The 22,999-nt window shown below is 67.6% G+C and carries 26 protein-coding genes; 13 read left to right on the top strand and 13 right to left on the bottom strand.

The annotated features are described in order from the left end of the window. Positions 1–17: 17 nt before the first annotated feature. Complete coding sequence (locus DVU99_RS16370) at positions 18–617, bottom strand: RIO1 family regulatory kinase/ATPase (protein ID WP_114241368.1); 600 nt, start codon at positions 615–617, stop codon at positions 18–20. A 167-nt stretch (positions 618–784) separates the two neighbouring features. Here DVU99_RS16370 and DVU99_RS16365 point away from each other — a divergent pair, with 167 nt between their 5' ends. Further along, positions 785–1,267, top strand: coding sequence for a DUF456 domain-containing protein (locus DVU99_RS16365; protein WP_114241302.1), 483 nt, complete (start codon positions 785–787; stop codon positions 1,265–1,267). A gap of 79 nt (positions 1,268–1,346) precedes the next feature. Further along, positions 1,347–3,113, top strand: coding sequence for a DUF885 domain-containing protein (locus DVU99_RS16360; RefSeq protein ID WP_114241301.1), 1,767 nt, complete (start codon positions 1,347–1,349; stop codon positions 3,111–3,113). A gap of 72 nt (positions 3,114–3,185) precedes the next feature. Here the strand turns inward: DVU99_RS16360 and DVU99_RS16355 are convergent, their stop codons facing one another. Together DVU99_RS16355 and DVU99_RS16350 are read right to left on the bottom strand one after the other, a co-directional pair. Continuing rightward, positions 3,186–3,854, bottom strand: a complete 669-nt coding sequence (locus tag DVU99_RS16355) for a hemolysin III family protein (protein ID WP_114241300.1) — start codon at positions 3,852–3,854, stop codon at positions 3,186–3,188. Positions 3,855–3,966: 112 nt separating this feature from the next. Next, positions 3,967–4,383, bottom strand: coding sequence for a hypothetical protein (locus DVU99_RS16350; RefSeq protein WP_114241367.1), 417 nt, complete (start codon positions 4,381–4,383; stop codon positions 3,967–3,969). A gap of 320 nt (positions 4,384–4,703) precedes the next feature. Between DVU99_RS16350 and DVU99_RS16345 the strand changes: the two genes are divergently transcribed. Together DVU99_RS16345 and DVU99_RS16340 are read left to right on the top strand one after the other, a co-directional pair. After that, positions 4,704–5,531 (top strand): universal stress protein, encoded by an 828-nt coding sequence (locus DVU99_RS16345; RefSeq protein ID WP_114241299.1) that lies wholly within the window; start codon positions 4,704–4,706, stop codon positions 5,529–5,531. 174 nt (positions 5,532–5,705) lie between these two features. Then, a complete protein-coding gene (locus tag DVU99_RS16340) occupies positions 5,706–6,371 on the top strand; it encodes an energy transducer TonB (RefSeq protein WP_114241298.1) in 666 nt (221 codons plus the stop codon). Positions 6,372–6,442: 71 nt separating this feature from the next. Here DVU99_RS16340 and DVU99_RS16335 read toward each other — a convergent pair whose 3' ends face one another. After that, positions 6,443–6,733 (bottom strand): hypothetical protein, encoded by a 291-nt coding sequence (locus tag DVU99_RS16335; protein WP_114241297.1) that lies wholly within the window; start codon positions 6,731–6,733, stop codon positions 6,443–6,445. Positions 6,734–6,950: 217 nt separating this feature from the next. Between DVU99_RS16335 and DVU99_RS16330 the strand changes: the two genes are divergently transcribed. Beyond that, positions 6,951–7,529, top strand: coding sequence for a cysteine dioxygenase family protein (locus DVU99_RS16330; protein ID WP_114241296.1), 579 nt, complete (start codon positions 6,951–6,953; stop codon positions 7,527–7,529). 37 nt (positions 7,530–7,566) lie between these two features. Beyond that, on the top strand, positions 7,567–8,934 hold the full coding sequence (locus DVU99_RS16325) for an FAD/NAD(P)-binding protein (protein WP_114241295.1): 1,368 nt from the start codon (positions 7,567–7,569) through the stop codon (positions 8,932–8,934). Positions 8,935–9,060: 126 nt separating this feature from the next. Here the strand turns inward: DVU99_RS16325 and DVU99_RS16320 are convergent, their stop codons facing one another. Next, positions 9,061–10,074, bottom strand: a complete 1,014-nt coding sequence (locus tag DVU99_RS16320) for a zinc-binding alcohol dehydrogenase family protein (protein WP_114241294.1) — start codon at positions 10,072–10,074, stop codon at positions 9,061–9,063. A 123-nt stretch (positions 10,075–10,197) separates the two neighbouring features. Next, positions 10,198–11,418, bottom strand: a complete 1,221-nt coding sequence (locus DVU99_RS16315) for an MFS transporter (RefSeq protein ID WP_114241293.1) — start codon at positions 11,416–11,418, stop codon at positions 10,198–10,200. Between the two features lie 97 nt (positions 11,419–11,515). Here DVU99_RS16315 and DVU99_RS16310 point away from each other — a divergent pair, with 97 nt between their 5' ends. Together DVU99_RS16310 and cls are read left to right on the top strand one after the other, a co-directional pair. Beyond that, positions 11,516–12,445: a LysR family transcriptional regulator gene (locus DVU99_RS16310; protein WP_114241292.1), complete on the top strand. Its 930-nt coding sequence runs from the start codon at positions 11,516–11,518 to the stop codon at positions 12,443–12,445. Between the two features lie 73 nt (positions 12,446–12,518). Continuing rightward, the gene (gene cls / locus DVU99_RS16305) at positions 12,519–13,922 is read left to right on the top strand and encodes a cardiolipin synthase (protein WP_114241291.1); all 1,404 of its coding nucleotides are present in this window, start codon (positions 12,519–12,521) and stop codon (positions 13,920–13,922) included. A gap of 86 nt (positions 13,923–14,008) precedes the next feature. On the opposite strand, the gene DVU99_RS16300 is transcribed toward cls, so the two are convergent. Further along, entirely contained in the window at positions 14,009–15,208 is a 1,200-nt protein-coding gene (locus tag DVU99_RS16300; RefSeq protein WP_114241290.1) for an MFS transporter, read from the bottom strand. A 73-nt stretch (positions 15,209–15,281) separates the two neighbouring features. After that, positions 15,282–15,653, bottom strand: a complete 372-nt coding sequence (locus DVU99_RS16295) for a hypothetical protein (RefSeq protein WP_114241289.1) — start codon at positions 15,651–15,653, stop codon at positions 15,282–15,284. A 205-nt stretch (positions 15,654–15,858) separates the two neighbouring features. Between DVU99_RS16295 and pncA the strand changes: the two genes are divergently transcribed. Then, positions 15,859–16,554: a bifunctional nicotinamidase/pyrazinamidase gene (gene pncA / locus DVU99_RS16290; RefSeq protein WP_114241288.1), complete on the top strand. Its 696-nt coding sequence runs from the start codon at positions 15,859–15,861 to the stop codon at positions 16,552–16,554. A gap of 11 nt (positions 16,555–16,565) precedes the next feature. Here pncA and DVU99_RS16285 read toward each other — a convergent pair whose 3' ends face one another. The 3 genes from DVU99_RS16285 to DVU99_RS16275 form a co-directional block, all read right to left on the bottom strand. Then, positions 16,566–16,754: a CPXCG motif-containing cysteine-rich protein gene (locus tag DVU99_RS16285; RefSeq protein ID WP_114241287.1), complete on the bottom strand. Its 189-nt coding sequence runs from the start codon at positions 16,752–16,754 to the stop codon at positions 16,566–16,568. A 28-nt stretch (positions 16,755–16,782) separates the two neighbouring features. Further along, positions 16,783–17,202, bottom strand: a complete 420-nt coding sequence (locus DVU99_RS16280) for a hypothetical protein (RefSeq protein WP_114241286.1) — start codon at positions 17,200–17,202, stop codon at positions 16,783–16,785. A gap of 74 nt (positions 17,203–17,276) precedes the next feature. Further along, on the bottom strand, positions 17,277–17,726 hold the full coding sequence (locus tag DVU99_RS16275; protein WP_343126334.1) for a PIN domain-containing protein: 450 nt from the start codon (positions 17,724–17,726) through the stop codon (positions 17,277–17,279). Between the two features lie 75 nt (positions 17,727–17,801). Here DVU99_RS16275 and DVU99_RS16270 point away from each other — a divergent pair, with 75 nt between their 5' ends. From DVU99_RS16270 to DVU99_RS16260, 3 genes are read left to right on the top strand one after another with little or no spacing between them, the layout of a single operon-like run. Then, complete coding sequence (locus tag DVU99_RS16270; protein ID WP_114241284.1) at positions 17,802–18,074, top strand: hypothetical protein; 273 nt, start codon at positions 17,802–17,804, stop codon at positions 18,072–18,074. Next, complete coding sequence (locus DVU99_RS16265) at positions 18,071–18,577, top strand: YgjP-like metallopeptidase domain-containing protein (RefSeq protein WP_114241283.1); 507 nt, start codon at positions 18,071–18,073, stop codon at positions 18,575–18,577. The genes DVU99_RS16270 and DVU99_RS16265 overlap by 4 nt, the downstream gene beginning before the upstream one ends. A gap of 56 nt (positions 18,578–18,633) precedes the next feature. Beyond that, positions 18,634–19,548 (top strand): ion channel, encoded by a 915-nt coding sequence (locus tag DVU99_RS16260; RefSeq protein WP_114241282.1) that lies wholly within the window; start codon positions 18,634–18,636, stop codon positions 19,546–19,548. Between the two features lie 21 nt (positions 19,549–19,569). Here DVU99_RS16260 and DVU99_RS16255 read toward each other — a convergent pair whose 3' ends face one another. Continuing rightward, complete coding sequence (locus DVU99_RS16255; protein WP_114241281.1) at positions 19,570–20,532, bottom strand: quinone oxidoreductase; 963 nt, start codon at positions 20,530–20,532, stop codon at positions 19,570–19,572. Between the two features lie 197 nt (positions 20,533–20,729). Between DVU99_RS16255 and DVU99_RS16250 the strand changes: the two genes are divergently transcribed. Continuing rightward, positions 20,730–21,650 (top strand): sulfotransferase, encoded by a 921-nt coding sequence (locus DVU99_RS16250; RefSeq protein ID WP_114241280.1) that lies wholly within the window; start codon positions 20,730–20,732, stop codon positions 21,648–21,650. 14 nt (positions 21,651–21,664) lie between these two features. On the opposite strand, the gene DVU99_RS16245 is transcribed toward DVU99_RS16250, so the two are convergent. Continuing rightward, positions 21,665–22,993: an aspartyl/asparaginyl beta-hydroxylase domain-containing protein gene (locus DVU99_RS16245; protein ID WP_114241279.1), complete on the bottom strand. Its 1,329-nt coding sequence runs from the start codon at positions 22,991–22,993 to the stop codon at positions 21,665–21,667. Positions 22,994–22,999 lie beyond the last annotated feature (6 nt).

Genomic DNA, 22,999 nt, shown 5'->3' with positions numbered 1-22,999 from the left:
TGCGGGAAGCCGCAGCTTCAGTCGCGGATGCGGCCCTGGCCTTCGTTGTCCCAATAGCCGAACACGCGGCGCGCGATGAGCTTGTACAGCCGCTTGCCGGTGGCACGCCACAACCGCGAATGCGCTGCGGGCGTATCCAGGATGGCGCGCTGGCGGGCACTGAGTGCCTGCGGGCAATAGGTGCGCTTGTGCTTGAGCAGGTGGCGCAGGTCTTCGCGCGCAAGCAGGCGGAACAGCGCACCGCGTCGGCCACGCGTCCAGGCGATCTGGAAATCCACCAGGGCGGGACGGCCGTCGGTGCGCACCAGCCAATTCGGTTCCTTGGCCAGGTCGTTGTGCACGATGCCACGCCGGTGCAGCGCGGCCAGCAAACGCAGCGCATCGCGGTAATAGGCAGGGTCGCGTGGTTGCGCCTGTTGCATCGGCGCGCCGGCGATGTAACCGCGCAACAACTCCCGGCCATCCCAACCCAGCAGCGCCGGAACGCCATCGAGGCCGTCGAGGCGGGCCAGCGCGCGCGCCTCGCGTGCCGCGGCACGACGCGCGAACGCGCGGGCCCACCAGCGGGCCGCACCGATGTCGCGGCGGATCACACGCACGCCCTGGCGTTCGGTCATTTCGATGCGGCCGAGTTCATCGGCCTTGAGCAGGATGTCGCGGGTCGGGTTCACGGGGCTTCCGGCTGGCGGGGCCGGCGTACACTCGCCGGCGTGCCACAAGGCGCCCTATTGTGGCCGATCCTCCGCCTTCCTGCGCCCCTGGCGAGCCCACCCGGATACCTGTGATGGATATCGCGCTGTACCTGCTCGCCGCCGTGCTGATCGTGGCCGGCCTCGTCGGCAACATCCTGCCGGCACTGCCGGGCATACCGATGATCTTCGGCGGCATCTGGCTGGCTGCCGCGGTGGATCAGTACCGCCACCTCGGCGTGTGGTGGCTGGTGGTGATCGGCGCGCTGGGCACGGTCGGCATCCTGGTGGATTTCGTGGCGGGCACACTGGGTGCAAAGCGCGTGGGTGCCAGCCCGCTGGCACTGACCGGCGCCGCACTCGGCACCCTGGTCGGCATGTTCCTCGGCATCCCGGGCCTGTTGCTCGGGCCCTTCGTCGGCGCGCTGCTGGGCGAGCTGGCCTCGGGCACCAGCGTGTTGCGCTCGGCCCATGTAGGCGCGGCCACCTGGGTGGGCTTGCTGGTGGGCACGCTGGTGAAACTGGTGCTGTCCTTCATGATGATCGGGCTGTTCGCCTTTGCCTGGCTGGTCGGCTAGCCCCCCGCGACCTTCGGCACATGGCGCCCCCGACCCGGCCGGCCCTAGGCTCGTGCGACCTCATCTCCGGGAAACCGACATGATCAAACGCCTCGCCCTCGCCCTGGCGGTCTCGCTGGTGGCCGCCGGATCCGCCCAGGCCGACACCAAGCCCGCCAGCTGGGTGGATCGCAGCAATACCGACGCCAAGGTTCTGCTCGACGTGCTGGCCCGTTTCAATCCCGAGTTTGCCTCGCAGATCGGCGTGCCGGGCTATGACGACAAGGTGGTCGACCTCAAGCCTGATGTCGACGTGCGCCAGCGCGCCGCCCTGGTCGAGGCCAAGGGCAAGCTGGAGAAGCTGCTGGCCGCGGAGAAGGACATCAACGTCCGCGAGGACCTGCAGATCATGATCAAGGCCATCGACCAGCAGGTCGAAGGCATCGACCTCAACGACAAGTACATGCTGCCGTATCAGGACGTGGGGCAGATCATCTTCCAGGGCGAGTTCGTGCTCTTGAAGGATGACGTGGATCCCAAGCGTCGGCCGTCCGCGCTCAAGCGCCTGGAGTGCTATGTCGGCAAGGCCCCGGGATGTACGCCGATCATCGACCTGGCCAAGGCACAGACGCAGGCCAGGATCGGTGACAAGAACCTGATCGGCCCGTACAAGAACGAGGTCGAGCAGAAGCTCTCCAACACGCAGCGCTATGCCCAGGGCATCCGCCAGCTGTTTGCCAAGTACAAGCTCGACGACGCCGAAGGCAAGGCCGCGCTCGATGCGCTGGATGCCCAGCTCAAGGATTACGACGGCTGGGTGCGCAGCACCATCGTGCCGCGCCAGCGCGATGACTTCCGCCTGCCCGAACCGTTGTACGCGTACAACCTCAAGCAGGTGGGCATCGACATTCCACCCGAGCAGCTGATCAAGGAGGCGCAGCTGGAGTTCGTCGAATTGCGCTCGATGATGCAGATGATCGCGCCGGTGGTGGCCAAGGAGGAGGGCTTCTCCTCCACCGATTACCGCGACGTGCTGAAGTCGCTGAAGCAACAGCAGCTCGGCAAGGACGACGTGGTGCCCTGGTACCACGAAATCATCGGCAAGATCGAAGACATCATCCGCCGCGAGCACATCATCACCCTGCCCCAGCGCAAGATGCAGATGCGCCTGGCCTCGGAAGCCGAGACCGCCGCCGTGCCTGCACCGCACATGGATCCCCCGCCGTTCATCAACAACCACGGCGAACAGGGCACCTTCGTGCTGACCATGGGCAACCCCACGGGCAGCAAGTCCGACTCGTACGATGACTTCACCTATAAGGCCGCCGCCTGGACGCTGACCGCGCACGAGGGCCGCCCGGGCCACGAGTTGCAGTTCGCGGCGATGGTGGAACGCGGCGTGTCGCTGGCGCGCAGCCTGTTCGCCTTCAACAGTGTCAATGTGGAAGGCTGGGCCTTGTACGCCGAATCGGAAATGCTGCCGTACGAACCGCCGGCCGGCCAGTTCGCCGCGCTGCAGGCTCGCCTGATGCGCGCAGCCCGTGCCTATCTCGATCCGATGCTCAACCTGGGACTGATCAGCAAGGAGCGTGCGCACGATGTGCTGCGCTACGACGTCGGCCTGTCCGAGGCAATGACGCAGCAGGAACTGGATCGCTACACCTTCAACAGCCCGGGCCAGGCCACCGCGTATTTCTACGGCTACATGCGCCTGCAGCAGACGCGCCTGAACGCCGAGCTGGCACTGGGCAAGGACTTCAACCGCCAGGCCTTCAACGACTTCGTGATCGGCCAGGGCCTGCTCCCGCCGGAGCAGCTGGCCGAAGCAGTGCGCACGCAGTTCGTTCCCTCGCAGCAGAAGAAATAAACCGCGCGACACGCGCACGAAAAAAAAGGCCACGCCCTGGGGCGTGGCCTTTTTTCATGGCGCCGATGCGGATCAGCCCGGGCCGTCGGGCAGCACGTAGAGCAGCACGGCCAGGAAGTGCAGCACACTGCCCCCCAGCACAAAGAAGTGCCACACCGCATGGTGATACGGCAGCTTGCGCCACAGGTAGAACGGCACGCCCAGCGTATAGGCCGCGCCGCCGGCCAGCAGCAGCGTCATGCCACCGGCCTGCAGGTGCTCGCTCAGCGGCTTGAATGCGACCACGCCCACCCAGCCCATGCCCACGTACATCAGCACGGCAAGCTTGCGGTACCTCTTCAACAAGCCGAGCTCCAGCGCGCTGCCCATGATGGCGAGCGTCCAGATGGTGCCGAACAGGCCCCAGCCCCACGCACCGGACAACGCGACCAGGGTGAATGGCGTATAGGTACCGGCAATCAGCAGGAAGATCGCGATATGGTCGAACGTGCGCAGCACGCGCTTGGCCGCTGCGCCGGGAATCGAGTGATACAGGGTCGATGCGGTGTAGCACAGGATCAGCGTGCTGCCGAACACGGCACTGGCCACGACGGCCCGCGTATCGCCATGCAGCGAGGCGTAACTCACCAGCGTGGCCAGGCCGGCAATGCTGAGCAGGATGCCGATGCCATGGATCACGCAGGCGGCGAGTTCATCGCCAAAGGCATAGCGGGGCAAGGCCGCGGCAGAGGTGGCAGACATGGGGACTTCCTCGACGAAACAAACGTACCGAAGCGTACGGGCCCCGCCACCTTAGCCGGCCTGCCATCGATTGCAAGCTCGCCGGGCGTATGAAACGCCCGAGCGCGTGCACTTATTCGATGATGAAAGCCCCGAACGCCACGCCCAGGTCCCAGCCCTTGCCAGTGCCACTGAGCGCCAGGGATACGTTGCCCTTGGTCATCACGCGCGCGCCCGCGGACTTCGACGCACCCGCGTGCACGCCACCATCGGCGTAATGGCCCTTGATCTCGCTGATGCTGGACACGCCGGAGAACTTGCCCACGCCGTCGTCGATCTGGCTCTTGCCGAAGGTGATCCCGCCACCCTTCACGCGCAGGTGCACATTCATGCTCTGCCCGTTGCTGCAACGGACGGTGCCACTGCCGGTGGCGGTCTGGTAGAACACCGACCAGCCGGCCAGGCGGAACGTCATCTTGCATTCGAGGTCGGCCGCACGCGACGGCGTCGCGGCCGTCCATCCGGCCAGCACCAGCGCGAACGCCACCATGCTCTTGCTCACTGCCATGCAGTCCTTCTCCTGTTGAACCTGCCACCCTGGGGCGGACCCGCGATTCTGGCAAGCCAGCGCCATCTGAGGCGTGAATACACCCTTCACCCGCGCTGTACGCCCGAGCAAGCCCCTTCCGCGGAGAATGTCACAACCGGGCGTCCCCTCTCTCTCCCCCGACGCCCGGCCTTGCCGCCCCGCCACCCTGTGCGGGGCTTTTTTTGTCCCGTGGCCACCACGCCGTGCGACATCGCGGGCTACACCTCCATCGCCGGCAGGCTCTAAGCTGGGCGTGGACCAGGACCCGGGAGAGCCGCACGATGTCAACCATCGACCTGCTGTTGCATCTGGACCACCTCGAACTCGACGACGCCGCACCACGAGCCGCCTTTGCGCTGGCGCAACGACTAGGGGCAAGGCTCGATGCCCTCTATGTGGCCGATCTCCCCGCCACCGCCTTCAGCCTGCCCGAGGCCGTGCCGGTACAACTGGAGGAAACCCAACGGCGCGTGGCCGAGGCGCAGGCGCACGAGGGCATCTGGCGCGAGTCCCTCGCCCACCACGGTCTGCAGGGCACGTGGCGGGTCAGCCAGGGCGACACCGTGCAGACGGTCAGCCTGGCCGCCTCGGGCTACGACATGCTGGTGATGGAACGCAGCCAATCGCGCAGCGATGCACCCGTAGGCTTTGGCTCGGTATCACGCTGCGTGTTCGCCAGCGGCCGCCCGGTGCTGGTGGTACCCGATGTGGCCCCGGTCGCCAGCCTTGGCAGCCGCGTGCTCGTGGCCTGGAACGGCAGCCGCGAGTCGGCGCTGGCGCTGGCCGCTGCCGCCCCCCTGCTGCGGAAAGCCGATCAGGTGCACGTGCTCGACGGCAGCGAAATGAATGCCGACCTGCTGCCGGTACTGCCGCCGCCAGGGCTCACCGAATGGCTGCAGCGCCACGGCATCGAGGCCAGCGTGCAAACCCTCGATACCGGCCCCAGCCACGCGGCCGGTCCGGCCGTACTCGATGCAGCCCACCGCCTGGGTGCCGACCTGCTGGTCATGGGGGCCTGGAGTCGCTCACGCCTTGCACAGATGGTGCTCGGTGGCACCACCCGCCACCTGTTCATGCATGGCGATGTGCCGATGCTGGTGGCGCACTGAAAATAACCGTTCCGCGGATGCGGGTGGCACTCCGCGCAGCATAGCCTTCCATACGGCTACTTGTGCAAGCGTTTTCGATGGACCTAGGCTGAAGTCGCACCGGCACGATTCCCAACGCATCCCCATGCGGCGTGCGGTGCGACAACCCAACATCGATACGTCAGGAGGTCGCCCATGTCGTCCGCAAGCCTGGCCGTACCCCGTCATGCCCACGCCCACCCCGATGCGGCGCGCATCGCCGCCCTCAGCGGTGCCATTGCCATCAACCTGATCGCCCTCGTGGCCGTGATGCGTCCGATGGCGCCGCAATGGATCGAGCAGGCGCAGCACATCGTCCAGACCCAGGTCCGCTGGCTAACGCCCCAGGAGGAAGCACCCGCACCACCCGCGATCGAACTCAAGCCACTGGTGCAACCCAAGGCGGCGCCGCATCCACATGTGCAGCCGCAGCCGGTGGCGCCACCGGTGGCCACGCCCACCGACGAAGGCCGTATGGCGGCACCACCCGCGGCACCCACGCAGGCGACACCTGCGCCGGACGTCGCCACGCCGACCGCGCCGGTGGAGGCCACGCTTGCCTACCGCGCCGTTCCGCTGAAATACCCGGTGCAGGCCTTGCACGCACGCATGGAAGGAACGGTGGTCCTGCGTGTCCTCGTCGACGAACAAGGCACGCCACAGGATGTCACTGTCGAACAGAGTAGCGGCTACGCCGTGCTCGACCGCAGTGCCCGCGAGCAGGTGCTGCACGGCTGGAAATTCCAGCCTGCGACCGTCAGCGGCAAGCCGGTGCGCGCATGGGCACGCGTGCCGGTGAGTTTCAACTTGAACCAGCTGTGAGCCAGCGCTGAAGAGGGAAGGCCCGGCCTGCATCCAGTGTCAGGCCGGGCCGTTCCACGGCAAAAGGAAACTCAGCGGGCGGTCGCCGCTGCAGGCGGCGCGTTGCGGCGAGCGGAGCGCGTGATCGCCCACACCACCGCCACCAGCAGGATCACTGGCAGGCACAGTGGCAACAGGGCCAGCGCCACGATCGGCGCGATGATCATCAGCGCCAGTCCGCTGAAGACGAAGCCCAACACGGCGCCGACCACACTGAACAGCCCGCCGACCAGCGCGAAGGCGAGCTTGAACACCAGGCCTATGGTGGCTGCGGCAAGCCAAAGCCCCATCACCAACATCAAGAGCACGCTCATTGCGATCATGACGTTCCTCCTTCTGGCTTTACCGCCAGCGACCGTTGCGCACGGTCCTCATGCAGGCGGCCGGCACGTATTTCAAGGCCGCCCGTGAAAACATCGTGCGCTTTTGCCTGCGCCCGCACATGTTTCGAAAGTCATGCTGCACCCGCGCAAGCGGGTTACGGGACTTTAACGAGACGCGTGGTCCACTGCGCCCCCGGTTCCTGTCGAGTAACGTCGCATGGCCAAACACATGCAGCACCTGAAGGCACTGCGCGACATCGCGTTTGACTTCGGCGTGGGCGAGCATCCGGATCTGGCGGTGATGGCCCGGGAGCTCAGCTGCAGGGTGCACCAGCATCGGCAGGCGCTGAGCGAGGATCTCGCCGACCTGCGCACCCGCAACCGCGGCTTCGAGCGCTGGCTCGTCGCGCAGCGTGGACGGCCGGCCATCAGCGTGCTGGTGCTCGCCTGGCCGGCCAACTACATGACCCCCGTCCACGACCACTCCGGCCTGTGGGGCTTGGAAATGTCGCTGCACGGTGCACTGGAGGTCGAATCCTGGGATCGCGACGCAGAGGGCAATATCCTGCGCCGCACCGGACGCGACTGGCTGGGCCCCGGGGATACCAGCTGGTTCGACGCCGATGACCGTTACGCCCACCGCTGCCGCAATCTTTCGCGGCACGAGACGGCACTGACGCTTCACGTCTATGGTGGCGATCTGGCACAGTACTTCACATATGAAGAAGCCGGAACCGCCGGCCAGTGGCTCGCCAGGCCACAACGCAGTGCCTTCGCCGGCCGCTTGTACGCCTGAGCCACGCCTTACCATTGGTTTTGTTTAAGGGAGTGGCATGTATCGACGGGTCGCCATCATCGGTGGTGGCGCTGCTGCAGCAGCGCTGCTGAGCGAGCTGCTGGAACGGCAGCTGCCGCAGCCGTTGCATCTTGACTGGTATACCGGTGGTGACACGCCGGCACGCGGTGTCGCCTATGGCACGCGCTCTGACCGGCATCTGCTCAACGTACGCGCCGCCTCCATGAGCATGTTCGCGGGCAAGCCCCGCGGCTTTCTCGATTTCGCCCAGCGGGGCGACCACACGATTGCCGGCACCGATTTCCTGCCGCGTCGCCTCTACGGCGACTATCTGGAATCGGAAGTGGAGCGCGCGCTCGAACGGGCACGCGAGGCCGGCCACGACGTGCGCGTTCGTCCGCTGCTGGTAGATGCGCTGGTGCCCGAGAACGACGGCGTCACGGTGATCCACGGCGAGGAAAGCAGCCGCGTCGATGCCGCCGTGCTGGCGATCGGTTCGTTGCCGCCACAGCCGCTGGGCGGCGTCAGCGATGCCGCGCTGGAAAGCGGACGCTATGTCACCGAGCCGTGGAGCTTCCTGGCCGCGGCCAAGCCCGATGAGCGCCCGCTCAAGGTCGTGCTGATCGGGCTGGGCCTCACCGCGGTGGACGTGCTGCTGGAGCTTTCGATGCTGTGGCCGAACGCCCGCTTCGAAGCGCTCTCACGCCACGGCCTGCTGCCCGAGGCGCACCTGGAAGCGGCCTCCGCACCCGCCGACGACAGCAGCGACCTGATCGAGGCCATGCGCGAGGCACCGGAGATCCGTCGCTGGATCCGCCTGCTGCGCGAGGCCATTGCGCAGAGCAACGACTGGCGCACGGTGGTCGACAGCTTGCGCCCGCATACGCCTTCGCTGTGGGCTGCGCTGCCGCAGGAAGAGCGCTCGCGCTTCCTGCGCCATGCACGCTGGGCGTGGGAGCGCGTGCGTCACCGCATGCCGCCCCAGGTGATGACGGCGATGCAGGCACTGGAAGCCGGAGGCAAGCTGCATCGTCGTCGCGGCCGCCTGCAAGCGGTGGACGTCACCGATCATGGACTGCACCTGCAGGTGCGCTCCACCGACGATGGCAGCATCGAAACGATGGATGCCGACCTGGTGATCCAGACCGTCGGCCTCAACACCGACGTGCGTCGCACCCGTCACCCGTTGGTGCGCCAACTCACCACCAACGGTCACCTGGCTCCCGATCCGCTGGGACTGGGCTTCACCGCCACGACGGAAGGCCGCCTGCAGCGCGGCGACGCCACCTGGCCGCACTTCTACGCCATCGGCACCTTGCTGCGCGGCGTGCTGTGGGAATCGACGGCGATGCCGGAGATCCGCCAGCAGGCGCGGCAGCTGGCCGACCGGTTGCTGGAAGAGTAAGCGCCACCAGCCAGGCGACTGTCGCCGCACGATTGGACCGGCCTCGGTCTCCCTGCGGCGCAGCGGTCCCGGTTACGCATCGCGCATGAAAGCCGCCCGGCGACACTGGCGCCGGGCGTTTCGTCATCAGAAGCCGCTGAGCACCAGCTTGCCGATCGTGCTCGCGCTCTCCAGCTGCGCATGCGCGCGACGCAGGTTGGCGGCGTTGATCGCGCCGAGGTTCTCGCGCAAGGTGGTGCGCAACACGCCGGCATCCACCAGGTCCGCCACTTCGTCGAGCAACCGGTGCTGCGCCTGCATGTCCTCCGTGTGGTGCAGCGAACGCGTGTACATGAACTCCCAGTGCAGCGACAGGCTCTTGGACTTCATCAACGTGATGTCCAGCGGCGTGGCCGGATCGTCGATCAGGCCCAGCTTGCCCTGCGGCTTGAGCAGCTCCACCAGCGCGGGGTAGTGCTGCTCGGTATGGGTGAGGCTGAGCACCGCATCCACGCCTTGCGGCGCGACCGCCTTCACCGCCGCGACCAGATCGCCACGGTGATCCACCACGTGGTGCGCGCCCATGGCCAAGGCCCAGTCGCGGCTTTCACCGCGCGATGCGGTGGCCACCACGGTGTAGTTGGTGAGATGGCGCGCCAGCTGGATCGCCATCGAGCCCACGCCGCCGGCACCGCCCACGACCAGCACCACGCCGCTGCGTCCGCCGGTGCCGCGCGGCACGCCGAGACGATCGAACAGCAACTCCCACGCGGTGATGCTGGTCAGCGGCATGGCCGCCGCCTGCGCGAAATCCAGCGTGGACGGCTTGCGTCCCACGATGCGCTCGTCCACCAGCTGCAGCTGCGCGTTGCTGCCCGAACGGTCGATGGCGCCGGCGTAGTACACGGCGTCGCCCGGCTTGAACAAGCTGACGTCCGCACCGACCGCCACCACCGTACCGGCCGCATCCCACCCCAGCACCTTGTCGCTGCCCTGGGGGTCGACGCGCTGGCGGATCTTGGTATCCACCGGATTGACCGAGATCGCCTCGACCCTCACCAGCAGGTCGCGTCCCTGCGGTACCGGTTCGGCCAGTTCCACGTCGATCAGGCTTTGTGTGTCGGCGATGGGCAGGCTGCGGCGATAGGCGATGGCTTTCATGAAAGTCTCCAGGGGGAAGGCAAGATACGGAAAACGAATTCTGCGCCGGCGGAAGTCATCGAAAAGTCGCGCAGGCGAGCCTCATCCCGCGCGACTTGCCATGACATCGAAACAGCTCAGGGCTCAGGCACTCACCGCGCATGCCGCGGGCGTACCGCTGCGGCGGCGCTCCAGCGCCACGCTGGCCAGGGTCACCAGCAGGCCGAGCAGCGTGACGGCGGCGCCGGCGATGCTTACCGACGGCAGGCCCAGGCCCATGCCGATCATCGAACCGCCGATGAAGGCGCCCATCGCATTGCCCAGGTTGAACGCGGCGATGTTGAGGGTCGAGGCGAGATGCGGACCTTCGGTGGCCTGCTGCACCACGCGCATCTGCAGCGGCGGCACGGTGGCGAAGGCGAACACGCCCCACACGAACACGGTGACGATCGCGGCCATGGCGCTGTGCATGGTCCAGGCAAAGGCCAACATCACTACGGTGAGCACCGCCAGCACGCCGGCCAGCGACGGCATCAGGCGCCAGTCGGCCAAGCGGCCACCCAGCATGTTGCCGATGGTGGTGCCCACGCCGAACAGGATCAGCACCCAGCCCGTGGCGCCCACGCTCACCCCGGACACCTGCTGCAGGATCGGCGCGATGTAGGTGAACACGGTGAACACGCCACCGAAGCCCAGTACGGTCATCAGCAGTGCCAGCAGCACCTGCGGCTGACGCAGCACGCCCAGCTCGCGGCGCATGTGCGGCGACGGCAGGTCCGGCAGGGCCGGCACCAGGCGCCAGACCGCCACGGCGGCCAGCACGCCCAGCCCGGTCACCGCGGCGAAGGTGGAGCGCCAGCCGGCCCACTGGCCCAGGAAGGTACCGAACGGCACGCCCAGCACGTTGGCCAGGGTCAGGCCGGTGAACATCAGGGCGATGGCACGGGCGCCCTGCCCGCGCGGCACCACGTGCGAGGCCACCACGGCGCCGATGCCGAAGAACGAGCCATGGCAGAACGCCGCCACCACGCGTGCCACCATCAGCACCCCATAGTTGGGGGCGATCGCGCACAGCGCGTTGCCGAGGATGAACAGTCCCAACAGCAACAACAAGGCATTACGGCGCTCCATGCGGGCGGTCAGCGCGGCCAGTACGGGCGCTCCGGCGGCCACACCCAGCGCGTAACCGGACACCAGCATGCCGGCAGCAGGGATGCTCACGTGCAGGTCAGTGGCCACTTCGGGCAGCAGGCCCATGATCACGAATTCAGTGGTACCAATGGCGAAGGCCGCCACGGAGAGCGCCAGCAGCGCCAGCCGCGAGGAGGCGGCGCCGGGCTTGGAGGAGGAGTCGGAGGAGTTCATCGGTGGGGTCCGTGAAGAAACGGCCGACACTTTGCGCCTTGTCGCACCCCACGTGAATTGAGCAAACTAGACAGGCATCTTTTCCAAAAAGTTGAAGATGGTCGATTTCGAAGACATGCGGCTGTTCGTCCGTGCGGTCACCGAGGGCAGCCTATCGGCCGCCGGGCGGGAGCTCGGCCTGTCGCCGGCCGCCGCCAGCAAGCGCCTGAACCGGCTGGAGCAGGCCCTGGGTGTGCGGCTGCTGCAACGCAGTTCCAGGCGCCTGTCGCTCACCGAGGAAGGCACCATCTATTTCGAGCGCTGCCAGGCCATCATCGCCGACGTCGACGATGCCAACTCGGCGGTCGGCCTGCGCCAGCTGGAAGTGCGCGGCCAGCTGCACGTGTCGGCCTCGGTGGACATGGGCCGGCAGTACATCGGCCCGATCGCCGCCGACTTCGCCGGCCGCCATCCCGAGCTCACGCTGCGGCTGACCAATTCCGACGCCATGCTGGACCTGTTCGAGCACGGCGTGGACGTAGCGGTTCGCGGCGGCCAAATGGCCGACTCGCGACTGGTCTCGCGGCTGCTCACCAACAGCTTCCGCGTGCTGTGCGCCTCGCCAGCCTACCTGGCCCGGCATGGCCATCCCCGCAGCACCGAGGACCTGCAGCAGCATCGCTGCCTGATGCTGCACCGCCCGGGGCACGGCATCCTGCCGTGGATCGCGCAGACGCCGGACGGCCCGCGCGCCCTGCGCGTGCAGCCGGCCATCACCTGTGACAACGGCGACCTGATGCGCGCCCTGGCGGTGGCCGGCCATGGCCTGGCCTTCAAGTCGGCCTGGGATATCGCCGAGGACGTGCGCGCCGGCCGGCTGGTACCGCTGCTGGGCGACGTGATCCTGCCCGACGCCCACATCTATGCGATCTATCCCAGCCGCTGCTACCTGCCTGCACGCATCCGCCTGTTCGTGGATCATCTGCAGCAGGAGCTGCAGCTGCGCGAGCGCAACGTGCTGGACACCGTGCGCAACGCGATGACCTGAGTGCCCGCCAACCGAGGACGATCACGTCGATGCACGGCCACCTGACCGCGTACCCCAAGAGCGAGCACCCGGCATGCTGACCACCATCGTCGGCGTGGTATTGCTGCTGCTGCACATCGCCGGCGTGATGGCGGCGATGCATGCGGTGATGCATACGCGCACGCCACAGGGTGCCTTCGCCTGGGCGCTTGGCCTGGTGCTGCTGCCCTACATCACCCTGGTGCCCTACCTGTACCTGGGGCGCAGCCGCTTTCATGGTTACGTCGACCTGCACCGCCTGCGCCGCGAGCAGATGCAGGCGCTGGCCGATGTGCAACTGGCCGCTGGACCGCCGTCAGCCGAATCCAGCGATCGCTATGGCGAGATCGCGCACATGCTGGGTGCACCGTTCCGCGACGGCCAGCGCCTGCACCTGCTGATCAACGGCGAGGCCACCTTCAACGCCATCCTCCATGCGATCGGCGAAGCCAGGCAGTGCGTGCTGCTGCAGTTCTTCATCATCCACGACGACGTGCTGGGCCGGCGCGTGCAGCAGGCGCTGCTCGAACGCGCGCGAGCCGGCGTCGAGGTGTGCGTGCTCTACGACGGCATCGGCAGCCACGCGCTGCCGCACCATTACGTGGAAGCGCTGCGCGAGGGTGGCGTGCACATCCACCCGTTCGCCACCCAGCGCCGCAGCAACCGCTTCCAGCTCAATTTCCGCAACCACCGCAAGATCGTCGTGGTGGACGGCAAGCACGGCTTCGTCGGCGGGCTCAACGTGGGCGACGAGTACCTCGGCATGAAGCCGCCGCTGTCGCCATGGCGCGATACGCACCTGGAGATCGAGGGACCCGCCGTGGCCGACCTGCAGCGCAGTTTCGCCGAGGACTGGCACTGGGTCACCGGCGCGCTGCCGCCGCTGCTGCCGCCGGGCCCCGGGGTTGGCACGGCGCACACGCTGATCGCGGCCACCGGGCCGGCGGATCGCCAGGAGACCTGCTCGCTGTTCTTCGTGGCAGCCATCCACGCTGCACGCCATCGCCTGTGGATCACCACGCCCTACTTCGTGCCCGACCAGGCGGTGATGTCGGCCTTGCGCCTGGCAGTGTTCCGCGGCGTGGACGTACGCGTGCTGATTCCTTCACGCCCGGACCATCACGCGGTGTTCCTCGCCTCCGGCCTGTATGCGCATGACGCCGTGCGTGCCGGCATTCGCGTATTCCGCTACCAGCCCGGCTTCCTGCACCAGAAGGTGATGCTGGTGGACGAGGACACCGCCTCGGTGGGCAGCATGAACCTGGACAACCGTTCGTTCCGCCTCAATTTCGAGATCGGCGCGCTCACCGTCGATCGACTTTTCGCCGCGCAGGTGGAAACGATGCTGCACGAGGACTTCGCGCACGCGCACGAGGTCACCGAGGCGGAATACCTGAGGGCGCCGTATCTGAGGCGCCTGGCCATGCACGTGGCGCGCCTGTTCGATCCGGTGCTGTAGCCTCCACCCGGCGGGAGCGCACCCTGTGCGCGACCCCGGAGCCTGTACGTACCGCCACGCGGGCCTTTCGCGCACAGGGTGCGCTCCTACAACCCGCGCGAGCGGCCGTAGACGATATAGAGCCCACCCGTCAGCAATGCAGCAGCCAGGGACATCGCCGAGGCCACCACGAACATCGGGCCATAACGGCCGCCCGAGGCGATCCAGCCGCCCAGTGGGCCGGTGACGCCCAGCGCGACATCGATGAACACCGAATAGGCGGCCAGGGCCGCGCCGCGGTTGGCAGCGCTGACCCGCTCTACCGCCACCACGCCCAGCGCGGGGAAGATCAGCGAGAAACCCACGCCGCTCAGCGCCGCGCCCAGCATCGCCATACCGGCGTGCCCCGCGTTGGCCAGCACCAGCAGGCCCGCGCACTCCACCAGCAGCGAGGCCAGTGCCACGCGATAGCCGCCAAACGAGGCGATGGTCCAGCCCAGCACCAGGCGTATGCCCACGAAGCACACGCCGAACACGCTCAGCGTGGGCGCGGCACCGGCCCAGCCCTGGCTGGCGTAGTACAGGGTGATGAAGGTGGCGATCACGCCGAAACCCACCGAGCCCAGCGCCAGGCCCATGCCGTACGGCGCCACGCGGCCGAACACGTGGTGCATGGGCATGCGCTCGCCAGCCTCCCCGCGCACCGCTGAACGCTTCCAGGCCAGCAGCAGCGCCAGCACCATCAGGGCCATGCCGGCCACACCGATCGTCACGAAGCCACCCGCCGACACCAGCAGCACGCCCATCGGCGCCCCCACCGCCAGCGCGCCATAGGTGGCGATGCCGTTCCAGGAGATCACCTTGGCGGTGTGATCGCTGCCGACCCGGCCGATGCCCCACATGATGCAGCCGGTGGCCACGCAGCTTTCACCCACGCCCAGCGCCAGGCGGGCCAGCAGCATCACGCCGAGCGAGCCCAGCGGCCATTCGCGCAGCAGGGCCGCGACCACCCTCAGCAAGCCACTGGCGCCGCAGGCCAGCATGCCGATCACCGCCGAGCGCTTGGGACCGGCGGTGTCGGAGGTGCGACCGGCAAAGCCACGGCTGAGCAGCGTAGCCACGTACTGCGTGCTGATCACCAGGCCGGCCAGCACTGCGCCAAAACCCAGATCGTCATGCACGAAAGGCGGCAACACCGCCAGCTGCATGCCGATCACCAGATAGGCCAGGAAGGTGAAGCACACCACCTGGACGATGCGCAGGGTCAGCGAGATCCCGCTGGCACCTGTTTCAACTTGGGTATTCATGGGGACTTCTGGGGAGAGGGAAAGCGTACTGCCGCAATGCGCGCCGCCGGGCCAGGCCATCGGCGCGCACGCTTCATGGGGAACGGCGCCGCCGCGCGAACAGCAGCCAGCCCAGGTAGATGCCAATGCCGACGCCGACGAAGTCGAACAGCACGCGCAAGCCGATGCTGTCGGGGTCGTGCACCTCGGCCAACCGCGCGCGCAGCAGCTGCAGCGACTGCAGGCGGCCGTAGTTGAAGTAGAACAGGTTCCACAGGTCGTTGCCGCCGGCCAGCAGCAGCGACACGATCGCGGCCCAGCTCACCTCCAGGCCAAGGCTCCAGCCCTGGGTGCGCCCCCACAGGTGCAGCACGATGAACACCACCAGGCCCACCACGAGCGAGATGACGCCGGCCTCCAGCGCACCCACCAGGCCAAAACCCATCCACGACTGGTCGTAAGGCATGCCCCTGTCCACCGTTGTTGGTGTTTGGGTGCATTATGCCTACGGAAGGGCCGGTTACGGGCATGGCTGCAAGCTTTGCGCAGGAAATAACCCAGCCTGAACCATGCACGTCACGGACACGGCACCCGTCGAACTCATCACTCCGCCGTCAGCAGCGAGCCGACTAGACTTCCGGGACGCAACCTTTTACGAGTCCAGACGCGCCATGAGCCACCCGATCAGCCGACGCGCCGCCCTCATTCTTGTCGATGTACAGCCGGACTTCATGCCGGGCGGCGCGCTCGCCTGCCACGAAGGCGATGCCATCATCCCGGGCATCCGCAGGCTGCTGGCGCAGCAACAGTTCCAGCACGTGGTCGCCACGCAGGACTGGCATCCGGCGGACCATGTCTCCTTTGCCCGGTCGCACCCTGGCCGCCAGCCGTTCGAGCGCATTCCGCTGTACGGCCATGCGCAGACCCTGTGGCCGGCACATTGCGTGCAGGGCACGGCGGGTGCGGCCCTGCATCCGGACATCGACTGGTCCCTGGTCGACAAGATCATCCGCAAGGGCGACGACCCGCTGGTGGACTCCTACAGCGGCTTTCGCGAGAACCATGGCCCGCATGGCCGTCGCCCCGGGACCGGCCTGGCCGAATGGCTGCGCGAGCGCGGCGTGGGCGAGGTCTACCTGGCCGGCTTGGCGCGGGACGTCTGCGTGCTGTGGACGGCGCAGGACGCCGTGGATCTGGGCTATCGCACGCATGTGCTGTGGGATCTCACCCGCCCGGTCACGCCCGAAAGCGATATCCCCACGCGCATCCGCTACGACCAGCTCGGCGTCGAGGTGCTCGACTCCAGCGAACTCGGCCCGGCCCCGTGGGCGGCGCCCGCAAACCATGCCCTGCACCAGCGCCTCTGAATGCCGCGCCGTCAGCCTTCGTTCTCGGAGCTGACGGTGACGTGCACTGCGCCGTCCTCCTCCACTGAGACGGCGACATTCATGGGCCGGCAACACACCTGGCAATCTTCGATATAGCGCTGGCTGTCCACCGAACCGTCGACCAGGATCTCGATCGGCTCGCCGCAATACGGGCAATGGATCAGCACGGGCTCCAGCATGACGGCGGTACGGCGTGGCCTGCGCGGGTCAGCGCTTGGGCGCCGAGATCGACGCGCCCCACTTGTCCACTTCCACCAGCATGGTCTGGCCGGGGGACAGCGAGGCGTCCACGCGGGCGTTCTCATCGGGCTTGTGGCAGGCGCCGGAGTTCTGCAGGGACAGCACGTGGCTACCGCTGGGCAGGTTGAACGACACCTGCTCGCCAGTCTCCAGCTGCGCGGCGAACTTGTCGTCGATCATGATCTGGCTGGAGCAGCCCCCGCCAAAGTAGCCATTGGCGCGCACCACCTGCACGGTGGCGTCACCCTGCCCGGGCTTCTGGTAAAGGAACACGCGGTTGGAGACCGCGTCCCGGATCACCGTGTCGTGGTTGCCTTCGACGCCGCAACCAGCGAGGGCCAGACCAGCCAGCACGATGATCCCCGTGGCGTAACAGTTCACCTTCATCGCTGCACTCCGTGCCGGGGAAATCACCCGTTGAGCATCGCCAGTGGCCGATCAATCCGGCGTGAAGCGCGGCTTCACGAAGACGGCGGCGACCAGGCCAGCGGCGCCAGGATCTGGAACCAGCCTTCACGCGCCGTGCGCCGCGCCAGCTGCAGCACGGCCTTGTCCTTGCTGAGCAGCCAGTCGGCGCCCGAGGCCAAGGCCAGCTCGAGGAATTTCTGGTCGTCCGGATCGGCGCAGCGTGGCAGCTTCACGCCTGGCGGCAGGGTCAGCTGCGTGGCGTCGAGGTGATGGATGTCCCGGTCGAACGCCAGCGCCGCCCCGGCGCGACCCGCTTCGTCCAGGCCCAGCTCCGGATAGCCCAGAACGGCAAGCCATTCGTTGCGGCAGGCATCATCCACTATCGCCTCCACCAGGCCCTGCTGCAGCGCGAGGCGCAGTGGTTCGACGGCGGGGTCGCGGAATACGAAGAGGTCGAGTGCAACATTGGTATCGAGGACGAGGCGCGGCAGTCGGTCAGGCATGGCGCGCATGGTGGCACAGCCGCGGCGCGACGGCCCGCGGCTAGAATGTCGGTCCCAGCCTTGCGGACCTATGCCATGACCGAACGCCTCTTCGACGATTACGCCGCCCGCTCCACCGCGGTGGCCGAAGGTTCGCGCTACACGGCCTGCATCGTGGTGACCCCTCGCGACCACAACGGCTACCCGGTGTACTACGCGGTGGCCGAGAACCGCAGCTTCCGCGAGCAGGAGCAGGCCGAGCAGGCCGCCGACAAGGCGCTGGCGGCCATCCTCAGCCTGGAAGGCGACGGCACACCGGTGTTCCCCGACGACTACACCGGTTTCGACGACGAACCGCCCGCCGCATGACGGCACTGAAGTACCTCGGAGGTTATCCACCGGCACTGCTGGACAAGGTGCAGCGGATGATCGAACGCGACGAGCTGGGCGACTATCTGCAGCAACGCCACCCAGGCCGCCATGAGGTCCAGAGCGACAAGGCGCTGTATGCGTACACCAACGCCCTGCGCCAGGAGCACCTGCGCAATGCACCCGGCATCGATCGCGTGTGGTACGACAGCAAGCTGGACGTGATCGGCCGTGCGCTGGGCCTGCACAGCGCGATCTCCCATGTGCACGGCAGCCGGCTCAAGGCGCGCAAGGAGATCCGCATCGCCGCGCTGTTCCGCGAGACCGCGCCGGAGTTCCTGCGCATGATCGTGGTGCACGAGCTGGCCCACCTGAAGGAAACCGAGCACAACAAGAGCTTCTACCAGTTGTGCGAATACATGCAGCCGGATTACCACCAGCAGGAGTTCGACCTGCGCCTGCACCTCACCTGGCGCGACGTGCTGGCCGCCCGCAACGGCTGAGGCCGTGGCTGGCGCGATAGAATGGCCCAGCCTCTCACGCCAACATCCCCTGCACGATGCCTCCCAAGCTGAAGCAGCTGTTCCGCCAGCGCCCCCGCACGGTCTTCATCGGCGGCCGGCCTTTCATCAGTGAAGGCCTCACCCAGCGCATGTGGGAGGACATCTACCACTTCGCGCTGACCATCCGCTGGCCTTCGTTCTTCGCACTGGCCGCCGCCATCTTCGTGCTGCTGAACACCGCGTTCGGCCTGCTCTACCAGCTGGGCGACCACCCCATCGCCAACCAGTACCCCGCCAACTTCGGCGGCGCCTTCTTCTTCAGCGTGGAGACACTGGCCACCGTCGGCTACGGCGACATGCATCCGCAGACGGTGTACGGGCATGTCGTGGCCACGGTGGAGATCTTCACCGGCATGCTGAGCATCGCCCTGGTGACCGGCCTGGTGTTCGCCCGCTTCTCGCGTCCGCGCGCCCGGATGATCTTTGCCGACCATCCGGTGATCCGCAGCATCCACGGCAAGCCCACCCTGATGGTGCGCGCGGCGAACGCGCGGCAGAATGTGATTGCCGAAGCCTCGGCGCAGATGCACCTGCTGCTGCGCGAATCCTCGCCCGAGGGCTTCCGCCTGCGCCGCATCCATGACCTCAAGCTGGTGCGCGACCGCCACCCGGTGTTCACGCTGAGCTGGAGCCTGATGCACGAGATCGACGAGGCCAGCCCCCTGTACGGGCTGACTGAGGAACTGCTCGCCTCCGCCGAGGCCACCCTGATGCTCACCATCGTGGGCATCGACGAGACCACCGCCCAGTCGATGCTGGCGCGCCACCGGTGGAGCTATCGCGATTGGCGCTGGAACCACCGCTATGTGGACCTGGTGCACGACGACGAACTAGGCGTCAGCCACATCGACTACAGCGTGTTCCACCAGGTGCTGCCGATCAGCGAAGACGACGAGAGCGGGCGCTTCTGAGCCCGCCGGCGCCGGCCTGCCCTACAGGGTGAGCAACACCTTGCCCACGGCCGCACGGCTTTCCAGGAAAGCATGGGCCTGCGCGCCGTCGCGCAGCGGATAGCTGGCGGCGATGCGCGGAGCCAGCACGCCGCGACGGATCTGCTCGAACAGCGCCGCGGCGCGCTCGCGCCGTACCTCCGCGCCGGTCAGCACGTTCCACAGGTCGCCTCCGGTAAGGGTGAGCGAGCGGTCCATCAGCAGGCGCGGATCGACCGGGTCCGGGTCGCCGGCCGCCATGCCGTAGAACACCACAGTGCCGCCAATACGCGCCGCGGCCAGGCTGTCGGCCAGGGTCCGCCCCACCGAGTCGTAGACCACGTCGGCGCCGTGGCCGCCACTGAGCGCGCGGGCCGCCTCGACCCAGGCGTCGTAGCCGACCGCCACGTCAGCCCCGGCGGCGATGACCGCGTCGCGCTTGCCCTCGCTGGAGGCCACGCCCAGCACCACCGCCCCGAGGGCCTTGAGCATCTGCACGAGCAGCATGCCGACGCCGCCCGCCGCGGCATGCACGACCGCGACATCGTCCGGGCGCACCGAGAAGCTGTCGGTGACCAGGTACTGCGCGGTGAGGCCCTGCAGCAGGACGGCGGCCGCGGTATCGAAGCCGATGTCGTCCGGCAGCGGGATCAGCCGCTCGTGGTCGACCACCACCAGTTCGGCGTTGGCGTGGGGCATGTCGGCGAACCCCACCCGGGTTCCCACCGGGAACAGGCGGTCGCCCGGCACCGCGGTCTCCACCACGCCAGCGCCTTCGTAGCCCAGCACCCAGGGCGCATCGCCACGCAGATGGTAGGTGCCGTTGCGCCGGTATACATCGGCGAAGTTCAGGCCCACGCTGTGCATGCGTACCCGCACCTGGCCGGGCCCCGGCACCGGGTCGGGACGCTCCGTCCAGCGCAACACGCTGGCAGGGCCGAAGTGGTCAAAGCTGAGGGCGTGCATGGAGCCTCGGGGGACAGGTAACGATGAGTGCGCCAGCTTAGGCGGGAGCCCGGGGGCGGGTGCAAGAGCGGAATTGTGACGGAGTCCCATCGCCTTCCTTGCGCGAACCTGTACTTTCACGTCAACCCAAGGCGCGATCACGCGTTGTTGACCTCCACTGGACGTGTCGTAGACGTTCAATGTTCTGGAGACCTGCCATGCGGCGAACCTTTATCGTGGGCTGCCCCCGTTCCGGCACCACCATCGTGCAGGCCTTGCTGGCAAGGCATCCGGCTATCTACACCCTTCCGGAAACAGCCATCTTCGAACACCTGTACGGGGATCTGGAGTGGCGCTGGGGCGATGCGCTGGCCGAGCCGGCCCGGCGCCGCTGGCGTCAGCGCCTGGGCTTCAGCCGCCGACACGCCCGCGAAACCTTCGCCGCCCTGCATCGCCAGCTCACCGGCCGCACGCCCTCGGCGCGGGTACCCTTGCAGGTGAGTACGCTGGCGCGGCGCTTCATCGCCCTGATGGATCGTTCCGCCGCCGCTGCCGGCCGCAGCATGTGGCTGGAGAAGACCCCCAACCACCTGCTCTACATCCCTGAAATCGAGGCGCTGGCACCGAATGCCCACTTCGTCCACGTGGTGCGCCGCGGGGCGGATGTGCTGGCCTCGCTGACCGACGTCTACCTGCGCTTCGGCAACGACGCCGCCTTTGGCGGCGGCGTGGTGCACTGGGCGCGGCGCTGGAACCGTGCGATGGCGATCCATGCCCAGCACGTGGGCCGGGCCAACCACCACCTCCTGTTCCTGGAGGATCTGGTGCACCAGCCTGAGCTCGAATGGGGACGCCTGTGCGCATTCCTCGACCTGCCGGCCGACGCGCCCATGGACAACGCCTGCCAGCAGACCATCGCCAACCTCAACCACGAGCCGTGGAAGCTGTCGGCCATCCATGGCCAGGTGCGTGAGGCAGACCCCAAGGTGGACGGCCTGTTCGGCCCCAAGATGCAGCGCTGGCTGCAATCCCACCTGGCTTCGTATGAAGAACTGCGGGCACAGTCCACGGTCGACCAGACCCGTACCGCCCCGCGCCTGCACCTGGCCTACGACGCTCGCACGGCAGGCGTCCGCTAAGGCGCTGACGCGCCTCAGCCGGTCGGAACCGGCACCTCGCTGGCGCGGTTGAAGTCGCCGATGGCCTCGACCAGGTCCGTCACGGCCGCGCGCTCCAGCTCGGTGAGATCGGGGTTCCAGCTATCCAGGATCATCACCACGCGCGTGTCGCCGCTGCGGTTCCACGCCTCATGCTCGAAAGTGTCGTCAAAGCTGACGCAACGACCTTCCTGCCATTCATGGATCTCTCCACCCACGTTGATCGCACAGTCCGGCGGAACGATCAGCGGCAGATGGGTCACCAGCCGCGTATTGGTCACGCCACGATGCGGCAGGATGTGCGTGCCCGGGCGCAGCACCGAGAACAAGGTTTCCGGTGCGTGGTCGCGGATGCGGACCAGCGGGAGCGTGTCGAGCAGCGCCGAAGTACGCGGGCAGCGCGTGCAATGCTCGTCGAACCGCTCACCGTGGCGGTAGAAGAAATAAGCGTCCCACGCCGCCGCCTCCGTGCCCGAGGAACGCAGGTGCCCCTTCAGGTCATCGGCCGATTGCTCACCCAGGAATGGCAGCAACGGCTGGTTCTCGGCCAGCACCGACAGCAATTCCTCGCGCACCACGGCAGTGGCCGCTTCCAGCTCGGCCTGCCAGGGAAAGCGCTCGGTCGGGTAGTAAGGCTGGCTGGGGACGCCCGGGAAATAGAGGAATTTCGGCTTCTGGCGCGGATCGGGAAGATTGGCCGGCAGCTCGCCGAGGTAGATCGACAAGCACTGCTCCACCCGCGCCAGGCCGTCGCGACCGTAGCGCTCGCGCAAGGGCTGCAGTACGGCGTCGAACGTGCGACGGCGACCGGCATCGATAAAGTGGATGGCATGCTTCACGGCGTCGCGGAGCCCGGGTGCCGTGGTGGCATCGTTCATCCAGCGCCCCTGCGACTGGGCCGCATTGACTGCGCCGAAATAGGCAAGCAGCGCCGCCTGGGTGTCTCCCAGCTGTTCCAGCGCGATGCCCAGGCGCAGGCGCGCCACGAACATCTGCGGCGAGCGCTCAAGTGCCTGCCGGAGACTGAGCATCGCTCCTTGCAGGTTACCCGCCGCCATCTGCGCCGCGCCCAGCTGGTGCAGGATATCCGGGTGGCCCGGCCGCGACTGCTCGGCCGCAAGCAGCATCGCGACCGCCCGCAACGTGTCGCCGCGCAGCATATGCCGGCTGGCCAGGAACTGCAGTGCCTCCACGTCCCCGGGATCGAGCTCCAAAAGGCGGGCAAACGACTGCTCTGCCAGCACAAGGTCGCCACTGCGAAACCCACTCAGCGCCTGCTCGCGCAAGGCGGCTGCCTCCCCCCCCCCCCGGTCTCGTATACACATCTGACG

It is taken from the genome of Dyella sp. C9 (genome assembly GCF_003332825.1).
GTDB lineage: Bacteria > Pseudomonadota > Gammaproteobacteria > Xanthomonadales > Rhodanobacteraceae > Dyella.
This window is presented reverse-complemented; position numbering and strand designations above follow the sequence as displayed.

Coding starts and splice junctions, on each gene's coding strand:
- DVU99_RS16370 (WP_114241368.1), bottom strand. CDS start 617: ATGACCGAACGCCAGGGCGTGCGTGTGATCCGCCGCGACATCGGTGCG.
- DVU99_RS16365 (WP_114241302.1), top strand. CDS start 785: ATGGATATCGCGCTGTACCTGCTCGCCGCCGTGCTGATCGTGGCCGGC.
- DVU99_RS16360 (WP_114241301.1), top strand. CDS start 1,347: ATGATCAAACGCCTCGCCCTCGCCCTGGCGGTCTCGCTGGTGGCCGCC.
- DVU99_RS16355 (WP_114241300.1), bottom strand. CDS start 3,854: ATGTCTGCCACCTCTGCCGCGGCCTTGCCCCGCTATGCCTTTGGCGAT.
- DVU99_RS16350 (WP_114241367.1), bottom strand. CDS start 4,383: ATGGTGGCGTTCGCGCTGGTGCTGGCCGGATGGACGGCCGCGACGCCG.
- DVU99_RS16345 (WP_114241299.1), top strand. CDS start 4,704: ATGTCAACCATCGACCTGCTGTTGCATCTGGACCACCTCGAACTCGAC.
- DVU99_RS16340 (WP_114241298.1), top strand. CDS start 5,706: ATGTCGTCCGCAAGCCTGGCCGTACCCCGTCATGCCCACGCCCACCCC.
- DVU99_RS16335 (WP_114241297.1), bottom strand. CDS start 6,733: ATGATCGCAATGAGCGTGCTCTTGATGTTGGTGATGGGGCTTTGGCTT.
- DVU99_RS16330 (WP_114241296.1), top strand. CDS start 6,951: ATGGCCAAACACATGCAGCACCTGAAGGCACTGCGCGACATCGCGTTT.
- DVU99_RS16325 (WP_114241295.1), top strand. CDS start 7,567: ATGTATCGACGGGTCGCCATCATCGGTGGTGGCGCTGCTGCAGCAGCG.
- DVU99_RS16320 (WP_114241294.1), bottom strand. CDS start 10,074: ATGAAAGCCATCGCCTATCGCCGCAGCCTGCCCATCGCCGACACACAA.
- DVU99_RS16315 (WP_114241293.1), bottom strand. CDS start 11,418: ATGAACTCCTCCGACTCCTCCTCCAAGCCCGGCGCCGCCTCCTCGCGG.
- DVU99_RS16310 (WP_114241292.1), top strand. CDS start 11,516: ATGGTCGATTTCGAAGACATGCGGCTGTTCGTCCGTGCGGTCACCGAG.
- cls (WP_114241291.1), top strand. CDS start 12,519: ATGCTGACCACCATCGTCGGCGTGGTATTGCTGCTGCTGCACATCGCC.
- DVU99_RS16300 (WP_114241290.1), bottom strand. CDS start 15,208: ATGAATACCCAAGTTGAAACAGGTGCCAGCGGGATCTCGCTGACCCTG.
- DVU99_RS16295 (WP_114241289.1), bottom strand. CDS start 15,653: ATGCCTTACGACCAGTCGTGGATGGGTTTTGGCCTGGTGGGTGCGCTG.
- pncA (WP_114241288.1), top strand. CDS start 15,859: ATGAGCCACCCGATCAGCCGACGCGCCGCCCTCATTCTTGTCGATGTA.
- DVU99_RS16285 (WP_114241287.1), bottom strand. CDS start 16,754: ATGCTGGAGCCCGTGCTGATCCATTGCCCGTATTGCGGCGAGCCGATC.
- DVU99_RS16280 (WP_114241286.1), bottom strand. CDS start 17,202: ATGAAGGTGAACTGTTACGCCACGGGGATCATCGTGCTGGCTGGTCTG.
- DVU99_RS16275 (WP_343126334.1), bottom strand. CDS start 17,726: ATGCCTGACCGACTGCCGCGCCTCGTCCTCGATACCAATGTTGCACTC.
- DVU99_RS16270 (WP_114241284.1), top strand. CDS start 17,802: ATGACCGAACGCCTCTTCGACGATTACGCCGCCCGCTCCACCGCGGTG.
- DVU99_RS16265 (WP_114241283.1), top strand. CDS start 18,071: ATGACGGCACTGAAGTACCTCGGAGGTTATCCACCGGCACTGCTGGAC.
- DVU99_RS16260 (WP_114241282.1), top strand. CDS start 18,634: ATGCCTCCCAAGCTGAAGCAGCTGTTCCGCCAGCGCCCCCGCACGGTC.
- DVU99_RS16255 (WP_114241281.1), bottom strand. CDS start 20,532: ATGCACGCCCTCAGCTTTGACCACTTCGGCCCTGCCAGCGTGTTGCGC.
- DVU99_RS16250 (WP_114241280.1), top strand. CDS start 20,730: ATGCGGCGAACCTTTATCGTGGGCTGCCCCCGTTCCGGCACCACCATC.
- DVU99_RS16245 (WP_114241279.1), bottom strand. CDS start 22,993: ATGTGTATACGAGACCGGGGGGGGGGGGAGGCAGCCGCCTTGCGCGAG.